The organism is Streptomyces sp. NPDC090119, assembly GCF_044747085.1.
GTDB lineage: Bacteria > Actinomycetota > Actinomycetes > Streptomycetales > Streptomycetaceae > Streptomyces.
Genome location: NZ_JBIVDK010000006.1, coordinates 362,022 through 385,498 on the forward strand (window position 1 = coordinate 362,022; position 23,477 = coordinate 385,498).

Annotated in this window: 20 protein-coding genes and 1 pseudogene; 13 read left to right on the plus strand and 8 right to left on the minus strand. The window is 72.2% G+C overall.

Annotated elements, in window-relative coordinates:
* Window positions 1-35: 35 nt before the first annotated feature.
* The 3 genes from ACIPPM_RS26380 to ACIPPM_RS26390 all read left to right on the plus strand — a co-directional run bounded on the left by ACIPPM_RS26380 (window position 36) and on the right by ACIPPM_RS26390 (window position 3,987).
* The gene (locus ACIPPM_RS26380; RefSeq protein WP_401452230.1) at window positions 36-638 is read left to right on the plus strand and encodes a TetR/AcrR family transcriptional regulator; all 603 of its coding nucleotides are present in this window, start codon (window positions 36-38) and stop codon (window positions 636-638) included.
* A gap of 105 nt (window positions 639-743) precedes the next feature.
* Window positions 744-2,948, plus strand: coding sequence for an MMPL family transporter (locus ACIPPM_RS26385; protein ID WP_401452232.1), 2,205 nt, complete (start codon window positions 744-746; stop codon window positions 2,946-2,948).
* Window positions 2,949-3,141: 193 nt separating this feature from the next.
* Entirely contained in the window at window positions 3,142-3,987 is an 846-nt protein-coding gene (locus ACIPPM_RS26390; protein WP_401452234.1) for an EamA family transporter, read from the plus strand.
* Window positions 3,988-4,012: 25 nt separating this feature from the next.
* Here the strand turns inward: ACIPPM_RS26390 and ACIPPM_RS26395 are convergent.
* Window positions 4,013-4,255, minus strand: a pseudogene (locus ACIPPM_RS26395) (hypothetical protein); the annotation flags it as partial.
* Window positions 4,256-4,404: 149 nt separating this feature from the next.
* On the opposite strand from ACIPPM_RS26395, the gene ACIPPM_RS26400 reads away from it, so the two are divergent.
* From ACIPPM_RS26400 to ACIPPM_RS26410, 3 genes are all read left to right on the plus strand, one after another.
* Window positions 4,405-5,511: an FAD-dependent oxidoreductase gene (locus ACIPPM_RS26400; RefSeq protein WP_401452236.1), complete on the plus strand. Its 1,107-nt coding sequence runs from the start codon at window positions 4,405-4,407 to the stop codon at window positions 5,509-5,511.
* A gap of 63 nt (window positions 5,512-5,574) precedes the next feature.
* A complete protein-coding gene (locus ACIPPM_RS26405; RefSeq protein WP_401452238.1) occupies window positions 5,575-6,522 on the plus strand; it encodes an NAD(P)-dependent oxidoreductase in 948 nt (315 codons plus the stop codon).
* An 80-nt stretch (window positions 6,523-6,602) separates the two neighbouring features.
* The gene (locus tag ACIPPM_RS26410; protein WP_401452240.1) at window positions 6,603-6,878 is read left to right on the plus strand and encodes a DUF1876 domain-containing protein; all 276 of its coding nucleotides are present in this window, start codon (window positions 6,603-6,605) and stop codon (window positions 6,876-6,878) included.
* 1,022 nt (window positions 6,879-7,900) lie between these two features.
* Here ACIPPM_RS26410 and ACIPPM_RS26415 read toward each other — a convergent pair.
* The 4 genes from ACIPPM_RS26415 to ACIPPM_RS26430 form a co-directional block, all read right to left on the minus strand.
* Window positions 7,901-9,067, minus strand: a complete 1,167-nt coding sequence (locus ACIPPM_RS26415) for a serine hydrolase domain-containing protein (RefSeq protein WP_401452494.1) — start codon at window positions 9,065-9,067, stop codon at window positions 7,901-7,903.
* Window positions 9,068-9,149: 82 nt separating this feature from the next.
* Entirely contained in the window at window positions 9,150-9,917 is a 768-nt protein-coding gene (locus ACIPPM_RS26420) for an energy-coupling factor ABC transporter ATP-binding protein (RefSeq protein WP_401452242.1), read from the minus strand.
* Window positions 9,905-10,666, minus strand: coding sequence for a cobalt ECF transporter T component CbiQ (gene cbiQ / locus ACIPPM_RS26425; RefSeq protein ID WP_381111092.1), 762 nt, complete (start codon window positions 10,664-10,666; stop codon window positions 9,905-9,907). The genes ACIPPM_RS26420 and cbiQ overlap by 13 nt, the downstream gene beginning before the upstream one ends.
* Before the next feature lies 1 nt (window position 10,667).
* On the minus strand, window positions 10,668-11,714 hold the full coding sequence (locus tag ACIPPM_RS26430; RefSeq protein ID WP_401452244.1) for an energy-coupling factor ABC transporter permease: 1,047 nt from the start codon (window positions 11,712-11,714) through the stop codon (window positions 10,668-10,670).
* Between the two features lie 155 nt (window positions 11,715-11,869).
* Here ACIPPM_RS26430 and ACIPPM_RS26435 point away from each other — a divergent pair, with 155 nt between their 5' ends.
* A complete protein-coding gene (locus ACIPPM_RS26435) occupies window positions 11,870-12,211 on the plus strand; it encodes an SsgA family sporulation/cell division regulator (protein WP_401452246.1) in 342 nt (113 codons plus the stop codon).
* Here ACIPPM_RS26435 and ACIPPM_RS26440 read toward each other — a convergent pair whose 3' ends face one another.
* The 3 genes from ACIPPM_RS26440 to ACIPPM_RS26450 all read right to left on the minus strand — a co-directional run bounded on the left by ACIPPM_RS26440 (window position 12,212) and on the right by ACIPPM_RS26450 (window position 17,821).
* Entirely contained in the window at window positions 12,212-13,876 is a 1,665-nt protein-coding gene (locus ACIPPM_RS26440; protein ID WP_401452248.1) for a penicillin-binding transpeptidase domain-containing protein, read from the minus strand. It abuts the gene before it with no gap.
* A gap of 96 nt (window positions 13,877-13,972) precedes the next feature.
* Window positions 13,973-15,589 carry a penicillin-binding transpeptidase domain-containing protein gene (locus tag ACIPPM_RS26445; RefSeq protein WP_401452250.1) on the minus strand — a complete coding sequence of 539 codons (1,617 nt, stop codon included), beginning with the start codon at window positions 15,587-15,589 and terminating at the stop codon, window positions 13,973-13,975.
* A 480-nt stretch (window positions 15,590-16,069) separates the two neighbouring features.
* Window positions 16,070-17,821, minus strand: coding sequence for a dolichyl-phosphate-mannose--protein mannosyltransferase (locus tag ACIPPM_RS26450; protein WP_401452252.1), 1,752 nt, complete (start codon window positions 17,819-17,821; stop codon window positions 16,070-16,072).
* Between the two features lie 106 nt (window positions 17,822-17,927).
* On the opposite strand from ACIPPM_RS26450, the gene rsmI reads away from it, so the two are divergent.
* The 6 genes from rsmI (at window position 17,928) to ACIPPM_RS26480 (ending at window position 23,475) form a co-directional block, all read left to right on the plus strand.
* Complete coding sequence (rsmI, locus tag ACIPPM_RS26455) at window positions 17,928-18,776, plus strand: 16S rRNA (cytidine(1402)-2'-O)-methyltransferase (protein ID WP_401452254.1); 849 nt, start codon at window positions 17,928-17,930, stop codon at window positions 18,774-18,776.
* 245 nt (window positions 18,777-19,021) lie between these two features.
* The gene (locus ACIPPM_RS26460) at window positions 19,022-19,354 is read left to right on the plus strand and encodes a hypothetical protein (protein WP_401452256.1); all 333 of its coding nucleotides are present in this window, start codon (window positions 19,022-19,024) and stop codon (window positions 19,352-19,354) included.
* Window positions 19,355-19,377: 23 nt separating this feature from the next.
* Window positions 19,378-20,259: a TatD family hydrolase gene (locus ACIPPM_RS26465; RefSeq protein WP_389004932.1), complete on the plus strand. Its 882-nt coding sequence runs from the start codon at window positions 19,378-19,380 to the stop codon at window positions 20,257-20,259.
* Between the two features lie 110 nt (window positions 20,260-20,369).
* Complete coding sequence (locus tag ACIPPM_RS26470) at window positions 20,370-21,665, plus strand: ubiquitin-like domain-containing protein (protein WP_401452258.1); 1,296 nt, start codon at window positions 20,370-20,372, stop codon at window positions 21,663-21,665.
* A gap of 41 nt (window positions 21,666-21,706) precedes the next feature.
* Complete coding sequence (gene rsmA / locus ACIPPM_RS26475; RefSeq protein ID WP_401452260.1) at window positions 21,707-22,585, plus strand: 16S rRNA (adenine(1518)-N(6)/adenine(1519)-N(6))-dimethyltransferase RsmA; 879 nt, start codon at window positions 21,707-21,709, stop codon at window positions 22,583-22,585.
* Entirely contained in the window at window positions 22,582-23,475 is an 894-nt protein-coding gene (locus tag ACIPPM_RS26480; RefSeq protein ID WP_401452262.1) for a 4-(cytidine 5'-diphospho)-2-C-methyl-D-erythritol kinase, read from the plus strand. Before rsmA ends, ACIPPM_RS26480 begins: the two co-directional genes overlap by 4 nt.
* The last annotated feature ends 2 nt before the right edge of the window (window positions 23,476-23,477 follow it).

Here is a 23,477-nt window from a genome sequence, read left to right on the forward strand (position 1 = left end):
CAGCGTCATCCCTATGAGCGGGAGAGGTGAGGCGGATGACCGACGCCGCCACCGCACGTCGCAGCCGGATCACGCCCGAGCGCGCGGCCGAGCTGTACGAGGCGGTCCTCGACCTGCTCCGCGAGGTCGGCTACGACGCCCTCACCATGGACGCCGTCGCCGCCCGCACCCGCTCCAGCAAGGCCACGCTCTACCGCCAGTGGGGCGGCAAGGCCGAACTGGTCGTCCGGGCGATCCGGCACAGCAAACCCGGCCGGATCGGCGACGTGGACACCGGCTCGCTGCGCGCCGACTTCCACGCCCTCGTGCACCGCGAGGACGACTGCGCCATGGAGCAGAACACCGCGCTGATGCGGGGTCTGGCCATGGCCACCCACACCAACCCGGACCTGCTGCACGCCTTCCGTGAGCAGGTCATCGAGCCCGAGATCACCGAACTGCGCGGGATGCTGGCGCGGGCCGTGGACCGGGGCGAGGTGGCCCCGGACAACCCGGCGCTGCCCTTCGTGGTGCACATGATGATCGGCGCGTTCGCCACCCGGGCGCTCATCGACGAGCAGCCCCCCACGCAGGACTTCCTCAGCTCGTACATCGACGCCGTGATCCTCCCCGCCCTCGGCGTCCCCACCACCACCTGACCGACCCCTCCCCAGCAAGCCCACCACCTGACGTCACCGCTCACGTCGCCGGGCTGACCACCCCTGCCCAGATGCCTGTCACGACCTGACCGGGAGTACGCCCTCGTGGCCACCTACCTGTACAAACTAGGCCGATTCGCCTTCCGGCGACGGCACTTCGTCGCCCTGCTGTGGGTCGCGCTGCTCACCCTCGCCGGGGTGGGCGCCGCCTCCGCGCCGCCCGCCGGGAACTCGTCCTTCTCCATCCCCGGCACCGAGGCACAGCACGCCTTCGACGTGCTGGAACAGCGCTACCCCGGCATGAGCGCCGACGGTGCCACCGCCCGCGTCGTCTTCAAGGCCCCCGCGGGCCAGAAGATGACCGACCCCGGCAACAAGGCGGCCGTGCAGAAGACCGTCAAGGAGCTGTCCTCCGGCTCCGAGGTCGCCTCCGTCGCCGACCCGTACACCGGGCAGGCGGTCAGCCGGGACGGCACGATCGCCTACGCCTCGGTGAAGTACAAGGTCTCCGGGATGGAGCTGGAGGACTCCTCGCGGGACGCCCTCAAGGAGAGCGCCGGGCACGCGCGGGACGCCGGGCTGAGGGTCGAGATCGGCGGCGACGCGCTCACCACCGCGCCCGAGACCGGGTCCAGCGAGGTCATCGGCATCGCCATCGCGGCCGTCGTCCTCGTCATCACCTTCGGCTCGCTCATCGCGGCCGGGCTGCCGCTGCTCACCGCGATCATCGGCGTCGGCATCGGCGTCTCCACGATCACCGCGCTCGCCAACCCGCTCGACCTGGGCTCCACCACCTCCACCCTGGCCACGATGATCGGCCTCGCGGTCGGCATCGACTACGCCCTCTTCATCGTCTCCCGCTACCGCGCCGAACTGGCCGAGGGCCGCGAGCGCGAGGAGGCGGCGGGCCGGGCCGTGGGTACGGCGGGCTCGGCGGTGGTCTTCGCGGGCCTCACCGTCGTCATCGCGCTGGTCGGGCTCTCCGTCGTCAACATCCCGATGCTGACCAAGATGGGCGTGGCCGCCGCGGGCACGGTCGCCATCGCCGTGCTGATCGCGCTCACCCTGATCCCGGCGCTGCTCGGCTACGCGGGCCGTACGGTCAAGCCCGCGGGCGAGAAGAGCAAGCTGCTCGGCGGGGGACGCGCCGCGAAGAAGTCCGGGCGCCCCAACATGGGCACCCGCTGGGCGAGTTTCGTGGTGCGGCGCCCGGTCGCGGTGCTGCTGCTCGGTGTGGTCGGCCTCGGCGCCGCCGCCGTCCCGGCCGCCTCGCTCGAACTGGGTCTCCCCGACGACGGCTCCCAGCCCGTCTCCACCACCCAGCGCCGCGCCTACGACCTGCTCTCCGACGGCTTCGGCCCCGGCTTCAACGGCCCGCTGATGGTCGTGGTCGACGCCAAGGGCAGCGCCGACAAGAAGGCCGCGTTCACCAAGGTCGGGAATGAGATCAAGGGCCTGAAGGACGTCGTCACGGTCACCCCGCCCACGCCGAACAAGGCGGGCGACACCGCGATCATCACCGTCGTACCGAAGTCCCAGCCCTCCTCGGCCACCACCGAGGACCTGGTGCACGCGATCCGGGACAAGAGCGCGTCGATCGCCTCCGCGACGGACGCGAAGCTGCTGGTCACCGGCGCGACGGCGATGAACATCGACGTGTCGCAGAAGCTGAACGACGCGCTGCTGCCGTATCTCGCGCTGGTCGTCGGCCTCGCCTTCCTCCTGCTGATCGTGGTGTTCCGCTCGATCCTGGTCCCGCTGAAGGCGGCCCTCGGCTTCCTGCTCAGCGTGCTGGCCGCCCTCGGCGCGGTCGTCGCGGTCTTCCAGTGGGGGTGGCTGTCCGGCCTGATGAACGTCGAGCAGACCGGACCGGTCATGTCGATGATGCCGATCTTCATGGTCGGCGTGGTCTTCGGGCTCGCCATGGACTACGAGGTGTTCCTCGTGACCCGGATGCGTGAGGCGTACGTCCACGGGGAGAACCCGGGCCAGGCGGTCGTCACCGGCTTCCGCTACAGCGCCCGCGTCGTCACCGCCGCCGCCGTCATCATGATCGCCGTCTTCTCCGGCTTCATCGGCTCCAGCGAGGCGATGATCAAGATGATCGGCTTCGGCCTGGCCATCGCGGTCTTCTTCGACGCCTTCATCGTCCGCATGGCCATCGTCCCGGCCGTGCTGGCCATCCTCGGCCGCCGCGCCTGGTGGCTCCCGGCCTGGCTGGACCGCGCGCTGCCCAACGTGGACGTGGAGGGCGAGGGCCTGCGTACGGAGTCGGACCCGGACGAGGACCGCGAACTGGTCCGCGCCTGAGGGTGAAGGGGGGCGGGCGGCCGGTGGGGGAGCCACCTCACCGGCCGTTCGTCCGCACAACGGGTCGATGACTTCGTGCGACTGGCCGGGCGTGTCCGGGTGATGACGGCCGGGCGAGTGTGACCAAAGCCCTTGTACAGGCCATGCAGTGATCGGTTAGCGTGCCGGGTATGACGACGACTGGTCCTGACCGGTGACGCCGCTCGTCACCGCCGCTGTCCTGCTGGCCGCCTTCACCCACGCCGGGTGGAACGCCATCGCCCACCGCATCACCGACAAGCTGACCGGGTTCACGCTCATCGCCGGGGGCGGCCTGGTCGTCGGGCTGGTGATGGCACTGTTCGCCCCGCTCCCGGCGGCCCCCGCGTGGCCGTATCTACTGATCTCCGCCGGAGTGCATGTCGCGTACTACGCCCTGCTGATGACCTCCTTCCGGCTCGGGGACTTCGGGCAGGCGTACCCGATCGCCCGCGGTACCGCGCCGCTCGTGGTGACCGTGCTGGCCGCGGTGTTCGCGAACGAGGTCCCCGGTGGCTGGGCGGCGGCCGGGATCGCCGTGTCCTGCGTCGGACTGACCGGGGTGAGCCTGTGGGGGCTGCGGGGGCGCGGGCCCGACTGGAAGGCCATCGGCGCCGCCGTCGCCACCGGCCTCACCATCGCCGTGTACACCGTCCTCGACGGCTTCGGCGTACGGCACGCGGGCACCCCGCTCGGCTATATCGCCTGGCTGATGGCCGCGCAGGGCATCTTCATCCCCGCGTACATGTACTACCGGGTCCGCGGCGACATGGTCCGCCAGCTCAAGCCGTACGCCGCCCTCGGCCTTCTCGGCGCGGTCCTCTCCGTCGCCGCGTACGCCCTCGTCCTCTGGGCCCAGACCCGCGCCCCCCTCGCCCCCGTCGCCGCCCTCCGCGAGTCCTCGATCATCGTCGGCGCGGCCATCGGCGCCCTGTTCTTCAAGGAACGCTTCGGCGCTCCGCGCATCGCGGCGGCGGGGCTGTTGGTGGTGGGGATCGGGCTGATGCTGCACGCGGGGTGAGGCGAGGGCCGCTTTCTCGTGAGGCTCAGCCCGCCGACTTCTCGACCGCCTCGAAGATGTCCGCGTCCGTCTCCTGCTGCCAGACGGGGAGTTGTGGCCAGTCGGCCACGTAGGCGGGCTTGGGGTCGGGGAAGTGCCGGTACATCTGGGCGGTCCAGCAGATCGCCACGAACCGCCCCTTCTGCTCGCGCGTCAGCCGCGCGGCGCCACCGCCGCTGAGGCTCACGAACTCCCGCACCTGCCCGGCCACCGCCCCCGCCGCCTCCCGGCGCGAGTCAGCTCGGCAGTGCGGTGAATCGCGTTGCTGTCGGCCCGTTGTCGGGGCTGTCGGGGCGGTGTCGGGCGGGTGTCGGGGCGGGTTGGGAGGTTGGTGGTTGTCGGGTGGTCGCCCGGCGGAGCCTTCTGCGAGGAGAAGTCATGTCCACTCACGTCACGATCATCGGGGCCGGGCTCGGCGGGCTGACGTTGGCTCGGGTGCTGCAGGTGCGCGGGATAACGGCCACCGTGTATGAGGCCGAGGCGTCCGCCGGGGCGCGTACGCAGGGCGGGATGCTCGACATCCATGACTACAACGGGCAGTTGGCCGTGAAGGCGGCTGAGTTGATGGACGAGTTCCGGGAGATCGTGCTGGAGGGGCGGCAGGCGATGCGGTTCATCGACCGCGACGGCACCGTGCTGCTCGACAAGGCCGACGACGGCACCGGCGGGCGGCCCGAGGTGCAGCGGGGCGAGCTGCGCCGCATCCTGCTGGACGCGCTGCCCGAGGGCACCGTCCGCTGGGGGCACAAGGTCAGCGGCGCCCGCACGCTGGCCGACGGGCGCCACGAGGTGACCTTCACCAACGGCACCTGTGTCACCGCGGACCTCCTCGTCGGCGCGGACGGTGCTTGGTCGCGGGTGCGGCCGCTGCTGTCCGATGCGGTCCCGGAGTACGCGGGCGAGGCGTTCGTCGAGACGTACCTCTACGACGTGGAGACCCGGCACCCGGCCATCGCCAGGATGGTCGGCGGCGGATCGTTCGCCGTGTTCGAGCGGGACTGGGAGGACCAGTCGATCACCGCGCACCGGGAGAGCGGCGAGACCGTCCACACGTACGCCGCGCTCACCCGCCCGCTGGAGTGGTTCGACGGCGTCGACTTCACCGACGGCCCCGCAGCCATCGCCCGGATCGCGGCCGAGTACGCGGGCTGGGCGCCGGAGTACACCGCGCTGCTCACCGACGCCGACACCCCGCCTGTCCTGCGCCCCCACTTCACCCTGCCCCCCGGCCACCGCTGGGAGCGTGTGCCCGGCGTCACCCTGGTCGGCGACGCAGCCCACCTCTCCGTACCGAACGGCGAGGGCGCCAACCTCGCGATGTTGGACGGTGCCGAACTCGGCGAAGCGCTCGCCGCGCACCCCGGCGACCCGGAGGCCGGGCTCGCCGCGTACGAGCGGGTGCTGTTCCCGCGCATCGTCGAGGAGTCCGCGGACGCCGCCCGCAAGCCGACCGCGCAGGAAGTCGTCGAATTCTTCAACCGGTAGCAGCGGGACCGGCTGTGCCACGGTGGGCCGGGCCGGGTCTGCGGGCAGGATGGGGGCGAGGGCATGATCCACAACCCTCGTGGGACCGCACCCCGTGAGAAGGAGAGCCACCGTATGACCCCCACCGACCGGCCGACCGTCGCCGTGCTGGGCACCGGCATCATGGGCGCCGCGATGGCCCGCAACCTCGCCGCCGCCGGGCTCCCCGTACGCGCCTGGAACCGCACCCGCGCCAAGGCCGAGCCGCTCGCCGAGGACGGCGTCCGGGTCACCGGCACGCCCGTCGAGGCCGTCGAGGGCGCGGACGTGGTGCTGACCATGCTGTACGACGGCGACACCGTGCTGGACGTGATGCGCGAGGCCGCGCCCGCGCTGCGCCCCGGCACGCTGTGGGTGCAGAGCACCACCGCCGGTACCGAACTCACCGGGCGGCTGGCCGCGTTCGCCCGCGAACACGGCCTGGAGTTCTACGACGCACCCGTCCTCGGCACCCGCAAGCCCGCCGAGGACGGTCAGCTCACCGTGCTGGCCGCCGGACCGGAGGCGGGCCGCGCCACCCTCGCGCCGGTCCTCGACGCGGTTGGCTCCCGCACGGTGTGGACCGGCGAGGACGGAGCGGAGGGCAGCGCGAGCAGGCTCAAGCTGGTCGCCAACAACTGGGTGCTCGCGGTCACCGCGGCCACCGGCGAGGTGCTGGCCCTCGCCCAGGCCCTCGGTGTCGACCCGCGCTCGTTCTTCGACCTGATCGAGGGCGGCCCGCTGGACATGGGCTACCTCCGGGCCAAGTCCGCGCTGGTGATGGACGGCAAGCTCACCCCGGCCTCGTTCGCCGTGGCCACCGCCGAGAAGGACGCCCGGCTGATCGTGGCCGCCGCCGAGCGGGGCGGCGTCCGCCTCGACCTGGCCGAGGCCACCGCCGACCGCTTCGCCCGCGCGAGGGCCCAGGGCCACGGGGGCGAGGACATGGCGGCGGCGTACTTCGCCAGCTTCGAGGAGAAGACGGCGGACTGACGTCACCGGTCCGATGTGAACTTCGCCGGAGGCGAGCGCACCCTGGAAGCAGGGAAACGGTGGTTTCGGAGGTGGTCGGGATGATGCACAACTCCGTGGGTTGGCACATCGAGCTGGAGTTCGAGGAGGACGACCAGCACACGCGCGCGGTGGCCCTGGTGCGGCTGCCGGACGGCAGTGAGATACGGGCACACGGGCACGCCACCCGGCATCGGGTCGACGCCAACCAGCCGAGGGTCGGCGAGGAGATCGCGGGCGCCCGCGCCCTGAACGAACTGGCCATGCGCCTGCTGACCAAGGCGCACGAGGAGATCGACCAGGACTCCGGCCGCATCTCGCACGCCATCCACGTGTGACGTGCGAAAGCGATCAGCCCGTCCTGGCGTCTCGGCGTGGACAGGTGCGAGCCGACCAGTGCCTGCGCGAAGGGCCGGTCGTCGGTCGAGGTCCTGGCCGAATCGTCAACCGTACTCGGATTGGTTCGGTTGATGTAGGTCTCTTTTGCATTGTCGCAAGGGGGAGGAAGCCCTCGCAGAAGACCTGAACAGGCGTGGAAATCGAAAGGTCGCCGCGCGGGCCTCTTCCCCCGATTGCCGTCCCTCGGCTAGGTGTCATACAGCGCGTGAGGTGGCCTGTGTCGCCTATTGCCAAACGAGGGAAATGAGCTGCCAGGCCAATACCGCGTGCGCAAGAACGCATGTACCCCATGCCGTGGTCCCGCGCGTACCATGTCGAAGCACCGATGCCCATCCGGCTGCCACCAAAAGGGCGGACAGGGCGAACAGGCCCCAGGAAATGGCGAGCCACGGCTGGGAATGCTCCGTGAGGAGTCCGAGCACCGCCAGCGGTGCGAGTGCCAGAAGAGGAAGGACCCACGTGCCTTCCGTGGCGAGGCGGGGGGACTTGGTATCGGTCATCCGGGACGCTCCGTGTCTCTGTGTCCCGGCGTCGGCCGGGTCAGCCCGGGGGCGATGGCCTTGGCGAAGCCGCCGCCATCCGCAGAGTATTGCGGTTCATTCGAGTGATCCCTTGCGTCGTCGCAAGGGGGAGAAAGCCCTCGCAGAAGACCTGAACAGGCGTGGAAACCGAAAGGGCCCCCGGACTTCTTTCCCCCGATTACTTGTCTGCTGTCGAACCCTCTTGGTCAGAGAGGAATCCGACAAGGCTCGGCGTTCGATTTTCGGGCGTCGAACACACGGGCACGTTACCCACTTGTCGATCACTTGGCCACCATGAAATTGGCCAGCGGGCGGGGGGAGTTCACATGGTTACCGCAATGACCTGCGTATACGCGGCTCGACGGGCGCCTTTACCTTCTTATTGCTTGGCTTGAATCAGTCCTTCGGTCGCGGTGACGGCCGATTTCAGCCGCACAGTTTCAGCCCCGTCCGAGGACCTCTCGTACCGCCCGCACCAGCGCCTGGGCCCTCGGGTCCGCCGTCACTCCGGTGCGGAAGCCGTTGGTGACGTAGCCGAAGGCGATGCCGGACTCCGGGTCGGCGAAGGCCAGGGCGCCGCCGCGGCCGGGGTGGCCGAAGGAGCCGGGGGTGAGCAGCGGGGACGCCGGGCCGTGGAGCATGAAGCCGAGGCCGAAGCGGGTGCCGACCACGAGGACGCGGTCCGGGCCCGCCGACGCCTCGGTGCGGGCCAACTCCCCCGTCTCCGGGGTGAACAGCCGTGTACCGCCGTCCACTTCACCGATGAGGGACGCGTACACGCGGGCCAGCCCGTCCGCCGTGGCGATGCCGTTGGAGGCGGGCAGGGCGGCCGAACGGTAGGCGGGCGCGTTCTCGTCCGGCAGCGGGGTGATCGCGGCGAAGGCGCGCCGGGTCAGGGAGGACGGGTCGGCGTAGGCGTCGGCCACGGCGCGCTTGGGCCGTACCTTCAGCGCACCGGACGCCTCGGGCGCGGAAACCGGCCCCACCCGGCCCACCCGCGCCTGCTCCGCAGCGGGCAGCCCCAGCCACATGTCCGCCCCGGCCGGCGCCGTGATCTCGGACGCGAGGAACTCGCCGACCGGGCGCCCGGTGACCCGGCGGATCAGCTCACCGGTGAGCCAGCTGTAGGTCTGCGCGTGGTAGCCGTGGTCCGTGCCCGGCTCCCACACCGGCGCCTGCGCGGCGACCGCCGCCGCGCCGAGGTCCGGGTCGGCCGCCTCGGCGGGGGTCAGCGGCCGGTCCAGCACCGGCACGCCCGCCCGGTGGGCGAGCAGGTCGCGGACGAGGACGCGCTCCTTGCCCGCCGCCTTGAACTCGGGCCAGTACGCGCCCACCGGTGCGTCCAGGTCCAGCAGGCCCCGCTGGTGCAGCAGCAGGAGCGCGGCGGCGGCGACGCCCTTGGTGGCGGAGCGCACGATCTGCGCGGTGCCCCGCTCCCAGGGGGCGGAACCGTCGACATCACGGGTGCCCGCCCACAGGTCCACGACCCGGTGCCCGTCCCGGTACACGGCCACGGCCGCGCCCCGCTCGCCGAGCCGGGCGAAGTTCGCCGCGAACGCCTCCGCCACCGGCTCGAAGCCCTCGGCCACCGTGCCGTTCACCCGCACATCCACGCCCGTGTCCCTTTCCTCGCCCACACTCACGAGTGAAACACGGCCGTACGGCCTTGGATTCCTCGGCCCAGAAGTCCTACGCGTCCAGCGCCACCGTGCGCGGGTCGAAGCCGAACGGCAGCTCCAGCCGGTGCGCCCGCATCAGCGCCTCGTCGGAGAGCAGCTTGCCGGTGGGGCCGTCGGCGGCGATCACCCCGTCGCTGAGGATCAGCGCGCGCGGGCACAGTTCGAGGGCGTAGGGCAGGTCGTGCGTGACCATGAGGACCGTGACGTCCAACGAGCGCAGGATGTCGGCCAGTTCGCGCCGCGAGGCCGGGTCCAGGTTGGACGAGGGCTCGTCCAGGACGAGGATCTCCGGCCGCATCGCCAGGACCGTCGCCACCGCGACCCGGCGCCGCTGCCCGAAGGAGAGATGGTGCGGGGGCCGGTCGGCGAAGTCGGCCATGCCGACCTGCTCCAGCGCGGTCCGCACCCGCTCCGCCAGCTCGGCCCCCTTCAGCCCGGCCGCCGCCGGGCCGAACGCCACGTCCTCCCTTACGGTCGGCATGAAGAGCTGGTCGTCGGGGTCCTGGAAGACGATGCCGACCTTCTGCCGGATCTCGGCCATGTGCCGCTTGCCGACCGGGAGTCCGGCCACGGTGGCCGTGCCGGTGCCGCCGGACAGGATGCCGTTCAGATGCAGCACGAGCGTGGTCTTGCCCGCGCCGTTCGGCCCGAGCAGCGCGACCCGTTCACCGCGCGGCACGGTGAAGTCGACGCCGAACAGGGCCTGGTGGCCGTCGGGGTAGGCGAAGGCGAGGCCGGATACTTCCAGCGACAGCGGTGCGGTACTCACAGGAACCATCCCAGCAGACAGACGACGAGGGCGGAGCAGGGCAGGGCCAGGGCGCGCAGCCACTGGTCACGGGTGGCGGTGACCTCGTCGATGACCGGCATCGACCCGGCGTAGCCCCGGCTCACCATGGCCAGATGGACCCGCTCGCCCCGCTCGTAGGAGCGGATGAACAGCGCGCCCGCCGACTTGGCGAGCACCCCCCACTGCCGTACCCCCCGCGCCTCGAAGCCGCGCGACTCGCGGGCGATCCGCATGCGGCGCATCTCGTCGGTGATGACGTCGCCGTAGCGGATCATGAAGGAGGCGATCTGCACCAGCAGCGGCGGCAGCTTCAGCCGCTGGAGTCCGAGCAGCAGCTCGCGCAGGTCGGTGGTGGCGGCGAGCAGGACCGAGGCGGCGACGCCCAGCGTGCCCTTGGCCAGCACGTTCCAGGCGCCCCACAGGCCGTTGACGCTCAGCGAGAGGCCGAGGACGTGCACCCGCTCGCCCTCCGCGACGAACGGCATGAGCACCGCGAAGGCGACGAACGGCACCTCGATCAGCAGCCGCTTCAGCAGGAACCCGGCGGGCACCCGCGCCCGATACGCGACGCAGGCCAGCAGCAGCGCGTACACCCCGAACGCCCACATCGCCTCGCGCGGGGTGGAGACCACCACCACGACGAAGGCGAAGACGGCCGCCAGCTTGGTGTGCGGGGGCAGCCGGTGCACGGCGGAGTGCCCGTGCCGGTAGAGCTTGTGGGCGTGACCCGCTCCCATGTCAGACGCTCGTGTTCGCGGGAGAGGTGTCGTGGTCGCGGCGGCGGCGCACCGCCCAGAAGACCGTGGTACCCGCGACGATGGTGACGCCGACGCCGATCACGCCCGCCAGACCGCCGGAGAGCCGGGCGTCGGCCACGTCCTTGACGCCGTAGTCGGCCAGCGGGGAGTCCGAGGAGTGGTGCGGCGCGGTCTTCTTGTCGATGCCCTGGTCGTGGGCGACCTTCTCCAGGCCGTCCGGGTTGGCGGAGGCGTAGAAGCTGACGAACCCGGCGAGGACCAGGGAGGTCACCAGGCCGGTGATCCACAGGGTGCGCCGGGAGGTGCGCGCGGCGGCCGGGGCCGGGGCGGCGTCGGGGGCGTCGACCAGCTCGCCATTCACCCGGAGCCGGAGCTTCTGCCGCAGTCCGCGGGCGCCGTACACGAGGTCGGGGCGGACCGCGACGACCGCGGCGACGGTGAGCGCGGTGATCACGGCCTCGCCGATGCCGATCAGCACATGGACGCCGATCATCGCGGTGGCCACCTTGGCGATGGACACGTCCGTGGTGCCGCCGATCGCGTAGATCAGCGTGAAGACGACGGCCGCGGCCGGTACCGAGAGCAGCGCGGCGACGAAGGAGGCGGCGGTGATCGAGCGCCGGGAGCGGGGCAGCACCGCGAGCAGGCCCTTGAAGACGGCGTAGGCGACCACGGTCGTGACGATCGCCATGTCGGTGATGTTCACACCGAGCGCGGTCAGCCCGCCGTCCGCGAACAGTACGCCCTGCATGAGCAGGACGACCGACACGCACAGCACGGCCGTATAGGGGCCGACGAGTATCGCGGCCAGCGCTCCGCCCAGCAGATGGCCGCTCGTCCCGGCCGCCACGGGGAAGTTGAGCATCTGTACGGCGAAGATGAACGCGGCGACCAGACCGGCCAGCGGCGCGGTGCGCTCGTCCAGTTCACGGCGGGCGCCGCGCAGGCTCACCGCGAGGGCGCCCGCGGCGACCACCCCGGTGACAGCGGAGGTGGGGGCGTCTATGAATCCGTCAGGTACATGCACCCTTCGATTTTAGGCGCTTGTTGCGAATGCCTTGCAAGAGCGAGGCGGCCTCGCTCAGCTCTGCCCCTGAGGCGCAAATCGGAAAATATGCGACATTAGAGACGAAGCGGCTGTGCGGCTTCCTTGAGGGTCACCGAACGTGAGAGGGCGATCCGATGTCCGTAGTCGAGCAGTACACGCGCGCCCACATCGTCACGGACGCCGAGGACGACCCCGACGCCGTACGCGTGGTGCTGCGCTACGACCCCGACGCCGACCCCCTCTCCGTACAGGTCGACCTGCCCGGCCCCGCCGAGTGGACCTTCTCCCGGTCCCTGCTGGAGGACGGCCTGCGGGCCCCCGCCGAGAGCGGGGACGTACGGGTCTGGCCGTGCGGGCGGGTCCAGGCGGTCCTGGAGTTCCACTCCCCGGACGGCGTGGACGTGGTCCAGTTCGACATGAAGTCGCTGACCCGGTTCCTGCTGCGCACCTACACGGTCGAGCCCGTCCGGAGCTGATCAGCCGCCGAGCTTGAGCAGCGTGGCGACGATCGGACCGGCCGTGTCGCCGCCGTGGCCGCCCGCCTGCACCACGCCCGCCGAGGCGAGGTCGCCGCGGTAGGCGGTGAACCAGCCGTTGGGCTTGTCCTGGCTGTCGACCTCCGCCGAACCGGTCTTGGCGCCGTAGTCCGGCCCGAGACCGGACATCGCCTCGGCCGCCGTGCCGTACGCGGCGGTGAAGCTCATCAGCTCGCGGAGCTGCCCCAGCGTCTTCGGGGACAGCGTGCGGGACGCCGTCGCCAGCTTGCGGTGGTCCACGGACGGGGCGACCAAGTACGGCTGGTGGAAGGTGCCGGTCTTCACCGTCGCCGCCACCGACGCCATGTTCAGCGGGTTCATCCGCACCCCGCCCTGCCCGATCAGCGAGGCCGCCATCTGCGCCGCCGACTGCACCGGCACCGAGCCGTCCAGCGTGGGCACGCCGATCGACCAGTTGTTCATGGAGAGCCCGAAGACCTGCTGGGCCTGCTTGGTCAGGTCGTCGTTCTTCAGCTTCTTCGCCTGGCTGATGAAGGCGGTGTTGCAGGAGCGGGCGAAGCTCGCCTTGAAGGTGCCGTCCTTGATCTCGAAGTCGTCGTCGTTGTGGAACTTCCAGCCGCCGAAGTCGAACGTCTTCGGGCAGGGGTGCTTCTTGTCCGCCTCCGCCAGGCCCTTGTCGATCAGCAGCGAGGAGGTGATCACCTTCATGGTGGAGCCGGGGGCCAGCGAGCCCTGGAAGCCGATGTTGAAGCCGTGGCCGCTGTTGGCGACCGCGAGGATCTCGCCGGTCGAGGCGCGCAGCGCCACCACCGACGCCTGCTTCCGCTTCGTCACCTGCTGCTCGGCCGCCGCCTGGAACTTCGGGTCCAGCGTGGTCCGCACCGTGCCCGGCGTGCCCTCGCTCAGCTCCACCAGCGTCTTGTCCGAGAGACCGGCCTTCTCCGACGCCTTGCCGCGCACCACGCGCAGCTCCACGCCCGCCTTGCCGCCGGCCGTCTTGCCGTACTTCTCCCGCAGCCCGTCCAGCACCGAGCCCAGCGAGGGGTAGGTGGCCACCGTCAGCTCGGCGCCGGTGCGGTCCAGCGCCTTCACCGGCGGGGTCCCGGACTCGCCGGTGACCAGGGTGTCGCCGTCCTTCAGCTCCGGGTGCACGACACCGGGCTGCCAGCCGATCAGGGCCACGCCGTCGCTCGCCCGGCGTACGACGGTGAGCGAACTGCCGTACGCCAGCGGCTTGCTGACGCCCTGGTACGCGACCGTCGCCTTGACGGCGAACGGCACCTTCGCGCCGACCGCCGTGCCCGCGGTGAGGGTGACGTCCTTCAGCCGGGCGTCCTTGGCGTACCCGGTGAGCAGGGCGGTGGCGCCCGGGGCGTCGTCGGTGGCGGCGGCCGCCTCCGCGATCCGGCCCTGCTGCCAGGCGGTCAGGAAGCGGGTGGTGACCGTCTTCACCTCGAGCGCGCTGGGCGGCCCGGTCTTCACGCTCTTGTGGTCCGACAGCGTGGACGCCTCATCGGCGGACGCCCCGCCGCCGTACAGCGCGTAGACCCCGAACCCGGCGCCGCCGAGCACGACGGCGATCATGCCGACGAGCACGGCGGGTTTCGTCTTCGGCCGTTCGGTGGCACGCCTTCTCTTGCCCACAGTCCCAAGTCCTCCGCGCTCTCCCCAGGGTCCCCGCAGCCCTCACACGTCCCCAACGACCCCAACAGCCTAGAGTCCCCGCGGACTCGGCTGATCTCAGCCCGCACTCCGTAGCACTCTTGCGACAATCGGACCGGCCGCGTCGATGCCGTGGCCGCCGTCCTCGGTCATCGCGGCCGCGGCCATGTCGTTCCGGTATCCGGTGAACCAGCTGTTGGACTTCGACTGCCCGTCGACCTCCGCCGAACCGGTCTTCGCGCCCACGTTCCCGCTGAGCCCCGCCATCACGCCCGCCGCGGTGCCGCTGCGCGCGGTGCGGTTCATCATCGCCCGCAGCTGCTGGGACGTACCCGGCGCCAGCCCCCGCGCGGTGGCGGCCGTGCGGCCGTCCAGGCCCAGCGGCACGATCACCGGCTGCCGGAAGGTGCCGGTCTTCGCGGTCGCCGTCACCGACGCCATGTTCAACGGGCTCATCTGCACCTGGCCCTGCCCGATCAGCCCGGCCGCCCGGTCGGGGCCGTCCGGCGCGGGCACCCGGCCGTCGAAGGAGGGAACGCCCACCTTCCAGTCGTTCCGCCCGATGCCGAACCGCTCCGCGGCCTCCGACGACAGCGAGTCCGGCTTCACGTCGTCGGCGAACTTCACGAACGCGGTGTTGCAGGAGCGGGCGAAGCTCTCGGAGAGGGTGGCGTTCTCGTTCGGCGTCAGGCCGGTGAGGTTGGTGAAGGTCTGGCTCTGCCACACGGCCGACGGCGGGCAGGGCGCCGGGCCGCTCGCCGAGGTCAGGCCGGAGTCGATGAGGGTCGCGGCGCTGATGATCTTCATGGTGGAGCCGGGGGCCAGCTCACCGAGGAAGGCCGCGTTGAAGCCGTCGTCGCGGTGGTTGGCGAACGCCAGGATCTCGCCCGTGCTGGGCTGGACGGCCGCGACGGAGGAGTTGGTGTAGTCGGTCACCGCCGCCTCGGCCGCCGCCTGGGCGCTCGCGCTGAGGGTGGTGCGCAGCTTGCCCGGCTTGCCCTTCACCAGGGTCGTCAGCGTGGTGTCGGCGGCGCCGCTGCCGGTGTGCCGGATCACCAGCTCGACCCCGGCCTGGCCGCCCGTCCGGTCGCCGTACCGCTTGCGCAGCTCGTCCAGGACCGGCCCGAGGGAGGGGTACTTCTCCTTGGTCAGCACCTTGCCGTTCCGGTCCACGGCGTCGATCTGCGGGGTGGCGGACTCCTCGACGGTCAGCGAGTCGCCCTTCGCCAGCCTCGGGTGCACCAGCGCGGGGTTCCAGTCGACCAGCGGCTCGTGCGAGGTCACCCCGCGCACCACGGTCAGCCTGCTCGCGTACGCCAGCGGCCGGGACTCCTCCCCGTACGACACCGTCGCCCGCACCTGGAACGGCACGCTCTCCCCGCTGGCCTTGCCGGGGGTGATGTGCACGCCGGTGATGTGCGCGTCCGAGCCGTACGCGGTCAGCAGCGACCGGGCGTCCTCGGGGAAGTTGGTGAGGGCGGCGGCCTGCTCCGGCTGGTTCTTCTCCCAGGCGGCGAAGAACTTCGCGGTGGTCTCCTCGACCTCCTCGCGGCTGGGCGGCCCGGTCGGTACGGCCTTGGTGCCGGACGCGGTGGTGTTCAGCGCCGAGGCGATGTTGTACATGCCGTACCCGGCCCCGCCCAGCATCGTCACGCACACGCCGCTGATGACCGCGACTCTGACTCCCCTGCCCATGCGATTCCTCCCCGTGAAGTCCCCGTTGCCGCACCAGATTCCTGAACGTGTTCAAAAGTTGGTGCGCACGGAACTGTATGTGCTCCACAGGTAGTTGGGGCGGTCGTTTCCGATACTTGTCCGAACGGAGACGTTGAACGGCCGACGCACGAGGGGCGGGCCCGGACGACGTGCGTACGTCCGGACCCGCCCCGTCCCCGCCTGTCCACCCGGCTCCGGGGTGCGTGACCGGAGCCGGGCCCCACACGTACGGGGACCGTGATGGAGGCTCTCCCCCTGGGGCCTCCGGGAACGAGAAAACCCCAAGTGCCCCGCTCACTCAAGCGGCCCGCACCCGGCCCCGGATGGTGGTTCGTCCGGATTTGCCGGTGGCGGCCTCGGTGGTGTTCGCCTGGCGTGTTCCCATGGCGAACCCCGAACCCCCAGGCCACGGCCTTCCGGGGGTGGCGAAACCTGGCGTGTCCCCACCCCCGGCCCGGCCTACACCCAGGTGTCCAGCCACATTCGGCCCCGCCAGGAGTCGATCGGGATCGGCTGGCCGGTGTAGAGGGGCCAGAAGTAGATGAAGTTCCAGGCGATCAGGAGGACCAGGACGCCCGCGGCGGTCGCGCCGACCACGCGGCGGGTGTCGGTGGAGCGAGGGGGGCCGATGATCGCGCCGACCAGCATCGCCACCGCGAGGCAGAGGAACGGCAGGAACACCACCGCGTAGAACAGGAAGATCGTCCGCTCCTGGTACATGAACCAGGGGAGGTACCCGGCCGCGACGCCGCAGGCGATGGCGCCGGCCCGCCAGTCGCGGCGGAACGCCCAGCGCCACAGGACGTAGAGGATCGCCGCGCAGCCCGCCCACCACAGCATGGGGGTGCCGAGGGCGAGGACCTCGCGGGCGCACTTGTCGGTGGTGCCGATCGGGCAGCCCGCGGAGCCGGGGCCGGGGGACTCGTAGAAGAACGAGACCGGGCGGCCCAGCACGATCCAGCTCCACGGGTTGGACTGGTAGGTGTGCGGGGACGACAGGTGGACGTGGAAGTTGTAGACCTCGTGCTCGTAGTGCCACAGGCTGCGCAGCCAGTCCGGCAGGAAGGTCCAGGAACCGCCCCGGCCGTCGGTCGCGGCCCAGTTGCGGAAGTAGCCGCCGGTGCCGTCGGTGGGGGAGAGGATCCAGCCGATCCAGGAGGCGAGGTACACCGCGATCGCCACCGGCACGGTCGCCAGGAACGCGAAGCCGGTGTCGTACTTCAGCACCGCCTCGTACGGGTGCCGGGCACCGGCGACCTTGCGGGCGCCCACGTCCCAGAGCACCGCCATCAGGCAGAACGCGGCCAGGATGTACAGGCCGTTCCACTTGGTGCCGAAGGCCAGGCCCAGCATCACGCCCGCGCCCCAGCGCCAGGGGCGCCAGCCGAAGCGGAAGGTGTCGGCGACGCGGGCGTCCGGGCGGGCCACGCCGTCCGGGTCGACCGGGAGCGCGGCGGCGAGCTTCTCCCGCGCCCGGTCCCGGTCCACCACCAGACAGCCGAAGGCGGCGACCACGAAGAACATCAGCACGCCGTCCAGCAGCGCGGTCCGGCTCATCACGAAGTGCAGGCCGTCCACCGCCATCAGCCCGCCTGCCAGGCAGCCGAGGAACGTCGAGCGGAACATCCGGCGCCCGATCCGGCACAGCAGCAGCACACTCAGCGTGCCGAGCAGCGCGGTCATGAACCGCCAGCCGAACGGGTCGAACCCGAAGAGCAGCTCACCGAGGCCGATCACGAACTTGCCGACCGGCGGATGCACCACGTACGCGGCGTCCGTGGGGATGGCGAGGTGGCCGTGAGAGGCGAGAACGGCGTCGTTGGCGTTCTTGTCCCAGTTGACCTCGAAACCCCGGTGGACCAGCGCCCAGGCGTCCTTGGCGTAGTACGTCTCGTCGAATATCACCGCGCGCGGGCTGCCCAGGTGCCAGAACCGCAGCAGGCCCGCGAACAGCGTCACCAGCAGCGGCCCGCCCCAGCCCGACCACCGGGTGATCCGGTCCGCCAGGTGCGGCGGGCAGCCCAGCAGCTGCCACACCCGCGGAGCGGGCTGCGCGTAGGGCGGCACGAGCCGGTCCCGTACATCGGCCGCGGGAGCGCCCGCGGGAGGTACGTAGCCGAATCGGCGCAGCCGCCGCTGCCAGGACGGCCGCTCGTCGTCGGGCGGCGCCTGGCCCTGCCGGAGGTCCGTGGAGGACGCGGTACTGGTCACCGCGCCATGGTAGGGAAACGTGCCGTGTGAGTCCCGCGCAAGCGCGGTACCGATTGGGACGCGATCGGTTTCCGCCCCGCCCGGCACCCCTGGGAGGATGGTCCCCGTGACTGGAACCCTTGTCCTCGCAGGTACCCCCATCGGCGACGTCGCGGACGCCCCGCCCCGGCTGTCGAAGGAGCTGGCGGAGGCCGACGTCATCGCCGCCGAGGACACCCGGCGACTGCGCCGCCTCACCCAGGCCCTCGGGGTGACGCCGGGCGGCCGCGTGGTGTCCTACTTCGAGGGCAACGAGTCCGCGCGCACCCCCGAGCTGGTGGAGGCGCTGCGCGAGGGCAGCCGTGTGCTGCTCGTCACGGACGCCGGGATGCCGTCGGTCTCCGACCCCGGCTACCGGCTGGTCGCCGCCGCCGTCGAGCACGACATCAAGGTCACCGCCGTGCCCGGCCCGTCCGCCGTGCTCACCGCGCTCGCGCTGTCCGGGCTGCCGGTGGACCGGTTCTGCTTCGAGGGCTTCCTGCCCCGCAAGGCGGGCGAACGGCTGTCCCGGCTCCGCGAGGTCGCCGAGGAGCGGCGCACCCTCGTCTACTTCGAGGCCCCGCACCGCCTGGACGACACCCTCGCCGCGATGGCCGAGGTCTTCGGCGCCGACCGCCGCGCCGCCGTCTGCCGCGAACTGACCAAGACGTACGAGGAGGTCAAGCGCGGCCCCCTCGCCGACCTGGCCGCCTGGGCCGCCGAGGGCGTACGCGGCGAGATCACCGTCGTCGTCGAGGGCGCCCCCGAGTCCGGGCCCGAGGAACTGGACGCCGAGGAACTCGTCCGCCGCGTCCGCGTCCGCGAGGAGGCCGGCGAACGCCGCAAGGAGGCCATCGCGGCCGTCGCGGTGGAGGCCGGGCTGCCCAAGCGGGTGGTGTTCGACGCGGTGGTGGCTTCGAAGCGCACCGCGGGCTGAGCGGTCCCCGCGCCCTCCGCGCGGCGCGTATGCCGGGGTGCGCCCCATGGCCGGGCAAATGGCGGGTGCGGGCGGGCAAAGGGAAACAGGCCCCGGCGGACCCGTTCGGCAAGGAACGTCCAAGGCGCGTCCAACAGTCGACAGGTCGCGTGCGTTCGCGGCGGCGCGGGCGTCCACTGGTCGAAGGGGCGGAACCCGTCCCCGCCCTCCGTACCGGGGGGCACCTGTGGACCGCAGGAGCTGGCATGAGTGAGGTCGCCGGGCAGATCGCCGCCGTTCACGAGTCGTACGCGTTCGCCTGCATGCGCTGCGGGCACGGCTGGGAGCAGTCGTACGCGATAGAGCACCACACCGACACCGAGGGCCATGAGCGCGTGCGGTACGTCACCGAGGGCCGCGTGGTGCCCTCCCCGCTGAGCCGACCGGTGTGCCAGAACTGCGACGGGCACGTCGTACGGATCATGCGCGCCGGACAGGTGTCCTCCGTACGCGGCCCGGTCCCGGAGCCCCCCGCACCGGCCGCCCACCACTGGCACCTCTCCGACCTGCTGCACCCCTTCCAGCGCCGGGCGAGCTAGGGCCCTTCCGTAGGATCGGGGGCATGCCTTCGAACGCCGGTGATAAGAACGCGCCGCCCCCGCTCCCCGCGCCCCTGGGCGTCGAGGTCGCTGACTCCCACACCCACCTCGACATGCAGTCCGGCACCGTCGAGGAGGGGCTCGCGAAGGCCGCGTCGGTCGGCGTGACCACGGTCGTGCAGGTCGGCTGCGACCTGGCGGGCTCCCGCTGGGCCGCCGAGACGGCCGCCGCGTACGACAGCGTCCACGCCACGGTCGCCCTGCACCCGAACGAGGCGCCGCGCATCGTGCACGGCGACCCCGACGGCTGGTCGAGGCAGGGCGCCCGGCAGCCCGGCGGGGACGCCGCGCTCGACGAGGCCCTCGCCGAGATCGACCGGCTCGCCGCGCTCCCGCAGGTCAAGGGCGTCGGCGAGACCGGCCTCGACTTCTTCCGCACCGGCCCCGAGGGCAAGGAGGCGCAGGAGCGGTCCTTCCGCGCCCACATCGAGATCGCCAAGCGGCACGGCAAGACCCTGGTCATCCACGACCGCGACGCCCACGCCGACGTACTGCGCGTGCTGAAGGAGGAGGGCGCCCCCGAGCGCACCGTCTTCCACTGCTACTCCGGCGACGCCGACATGGCCGAGATCTGCGCCCGCGAGGGCTACTACATGTCCTTCGCCGGGAACGTCACCTTCAAGAACGCCCAGAACCTCCGGGACGCCCTCGTGGTGGCCCCGCTGGAGCTGGTCCTCGTGGAGACCGACGCGCCCTTCCTCACCCCCGCGCCCTACCGCGGCCGCCCCAACGCCCCGTACCTGATCCCGGTCACCGTCCGCGCCATGGCAGCGGTACGCGGCACCGACGAGGACACCCTCGCCGCAGCCCTCGGCGCCAACACCGCGCGCGCCTTCGGGTACTGAGGGCACCCGTTCGAGTCGTGACCCTGTGTGGCCGTGCCGCTTTGGAGAGTGACGCCCGCTCCGCTAGGTTCTGGGGGCCCGATCGGCCGACGAGCCTGGAGCGTGTCGCGGTGACCCAGCAGTACGAGCGGTACGGCCCCCACGGCACCCTCGGCGACGAACCGGCCGTGCCGTCGGTGCACAGCGCGCTGACCCTGCCGTACGGCGTGCCCGGCGACACCTACCGGCCCGCCTACGAGGCCGTACCCCCGCCCCGCACGGCACCGGAGGGCCCGAGACCGGCGGGCCGCGGACGCCGCGCCGCCGCCCGGCCCGAGTCACCGGTACGGCGGCTGCTGCCCCAGGCGCTGGTCGTCGCCTTCCTCGCCGGGGGCACCGCCGCCTTCGTCGCCGAGGACAAGGCGGTCGAGCTGACCGTCGACGGGCACCCCCGCACCCTGCACACCTTCGCCGACGACGTCACCGGACTCCTCGCCGACGAGGGCGTCCGGGTCGGCCCGCACGACGTGGTCGCCCCCGCCCCCGGCACCCCGCTCACCGACGGCGACGAGATCGCCGTCCGCCACGGCCGCCCCGTCCGGCTCACCATCGACGGCGAACGCCGCGTCGTGTGGACCACCGCCGACACCGTCGACGGCGCCCTGCGCCAGCTCGGGGTGCGCGCGGAGGGCGCCTACCTCTCCGCCTCCCGCTCGCTGCCCATCGGCCGCGCTGGACTCGCCCTCGACGTCCGCACCGAGCGCAGCGTCACGATCATGGCCGACGGCCGCACCCGCACCGTCCGCACCAACGCCGCCACCGTCACCGAGGCACTCGACGAGGCCGGGATCACCCTGCACGGCCAGGACACCACCTCCGTCCCCGGCACCAGCTTCCCGCGCGACGGCCAGACGATCACCGTGCTGCGGATCACCGGCACCCACGAGACGCACGACGAGGAGATCCCGTACGCCGTGCGCCGCACCGAGGACCCCACGCTGCTCGAAGGCACCGAGGTCGTCGACCAGGCCGGACGGCCGGGATTGCGCCGCACCACCTACCTGCTGCGCACCGTCAACGGCGTCCGGCAGCGCCCCCGCCGCACCCGCTCCGAGGTGGTCCGGGAGCCGCGCCGCCAGACCGTCCGCGTCGGCACCAAGGCCCGCCCCGCCACCGCGTCCGGCGGCGACCACCTGAACTGGCACGCCCTGGCCGTCTGCGAGTCCGGCGGCCGCCCCGACGCCGTCGACCCCTCCGGCACCTACGGCGGGCTCTACCAGTTCGACACCGCCACCTGGCACGCCCTCGGCGGCAGCGGACGCCCGCAGGACGCGCCGCCCGGGGAGCAGACCCAGCGGGCCAGGACGCTCTACCAGCGCCACGGCACCTCGCCCTGGCCGCACTGCGGGGCACGCCTGCGCGGCTGAGGCGGGGCAGCGGGGCCCTCGCCGCCCCGTACCCTTGTCCCGTGAGCAGCCCCACCCCCGACGCCCTCCTCGGTCCCGCCGACATCCGCGAACTGGCGGCCGTGCTCGGCGTACGGCCGACCAAGCAGCGCGGCCAGAACTTCGTGATCGACGCCAACACGGTCCGCCGCATCGTGCGCACCGCCGGGGTGCGCCCCGACGACGTGGTGGTGGAGGTCGGGCCGGGACTCGGCTCCCTCACCCTGGCCCTGCTGGAGGCCGCCGACCGGGTCACCGCCGTCGAGATCGACGACGTACTGGCCGCGGCCCTGCCCGCGACCGTCGCCGCCCGGATGCCCGACCGCGCCGACCGGTTCGCGCTGGTGCACTCCGACGCGATGCTCGTCGACGAACTCCCCGGCCCGCCGCCGACCGCGCTCGTCGCCAACCTGCCCTACAACGTCGCCGTCCCCGTCCTGCTGCACATGCTCGCCACCTTCCCGAGCATCGAACGCACCATGGTGATGGTCCAGTCCGAGGTCGCCGACCGGCTCGCCGCCGCCCCCGGTTCCAAGGTGTACGGCGTGCCCTCGGTCAAGGCCAACTGGTACGCCGAGGTCAAGCGCGCCGGGGCGATCGGCCGCAACGTGTTCTGGCCCGCGCCGAACGTCGACAGCGGCCTGGTCTCGCTGGTCCGGCGCACCGAGCCGGTCAAGACGACGGCCACCCGCGCGGAGGTCTTCGCCGTGGTCGACGCCGCCTTCGCCCAGCGCCGCAAGACGCTGCGCGCCGCGCTCTCCGGCTGGGCCGGGTCGGCCGCCGCCGCCGAGGCCGCGCTCGTCGCCGCCGGGGTCTCCCCGCAGGCACGCGGCGAAGCGCTCACGGTCGAGGAGTTCGCGCGGATCGCCGAGCACAAGGGCCATGGGGGAGCAGCCGCGTGAGCGTCACCGTACGGGTCCCCGCCAAGGTCAACGTCCAGCTCGGCGTGGCCGTCGCCCGCCCCGACGGCTTCCACGACCTGGCCAACGTCTTCCTCGCGGTCGGCCTGTACGACGAGGTCACCGTGACCCCGGCCGACGAACTCCGGGTCACCTGCTCCGGCCCCGACGCCGCGCAGGTCCCCCTGGACCACACCAACCTCGCCGCCCGCGCCGCGCTCACCCTCGCCGGACGCCGGGGCATCGAGCCCGCCGTCCACCTCCACATCGCCAAGGACATCCCGGTCGCGGGCGGCATGGCGGGCGGCAGCGCCGACTGCGCGGGCGCGCTGGTCGCCTGCGACACGCTGTGGGGTACGGGCGCCACGCGCGCCGAGCTGCTCGACATCTGCGCCGAGCTGGGCAGCGACGTGCCCTTCAGCCTGGTCGGCGGCGCGGCACTCGGCACCGGACGCGGCGAGAAACTGGCTCCGCTGGAGGTCGGCGGCACCTTCCACTGGGTGTTCGCGATGGCGGAGCGCGGCCTGTCGACCCCGGCGGTGTTCCGCGAGTTCGACCGCCTGACCGAGGGCCGGGAGATTCCGGCCCCGGAGGCCGACCCGGCCCTCCTGACGGCCCTGGCGAAGGGCGACCCGGAAGCCCTGGCCGCCACCCTCACCAACGACCTCCAGCCCGCCGCCCTCTCCCTCTACCCGGACCTGGCCACCACCCTCACCACCGGCCGCCAGGCAGGCGCCCTGGCCACCTTGGTCTCCGGCTCGGGCCCGACGACCGCCTTCCTGGTCCCGGACGCCCCCACCGCGACCCGGGTCGCGACGGCCCTCGAAGACTCCGGCACCTGCCGCACCACCCGCACGGCTGCGGGACCGGTACCGGGGGCGACGGTTCTCTGAGC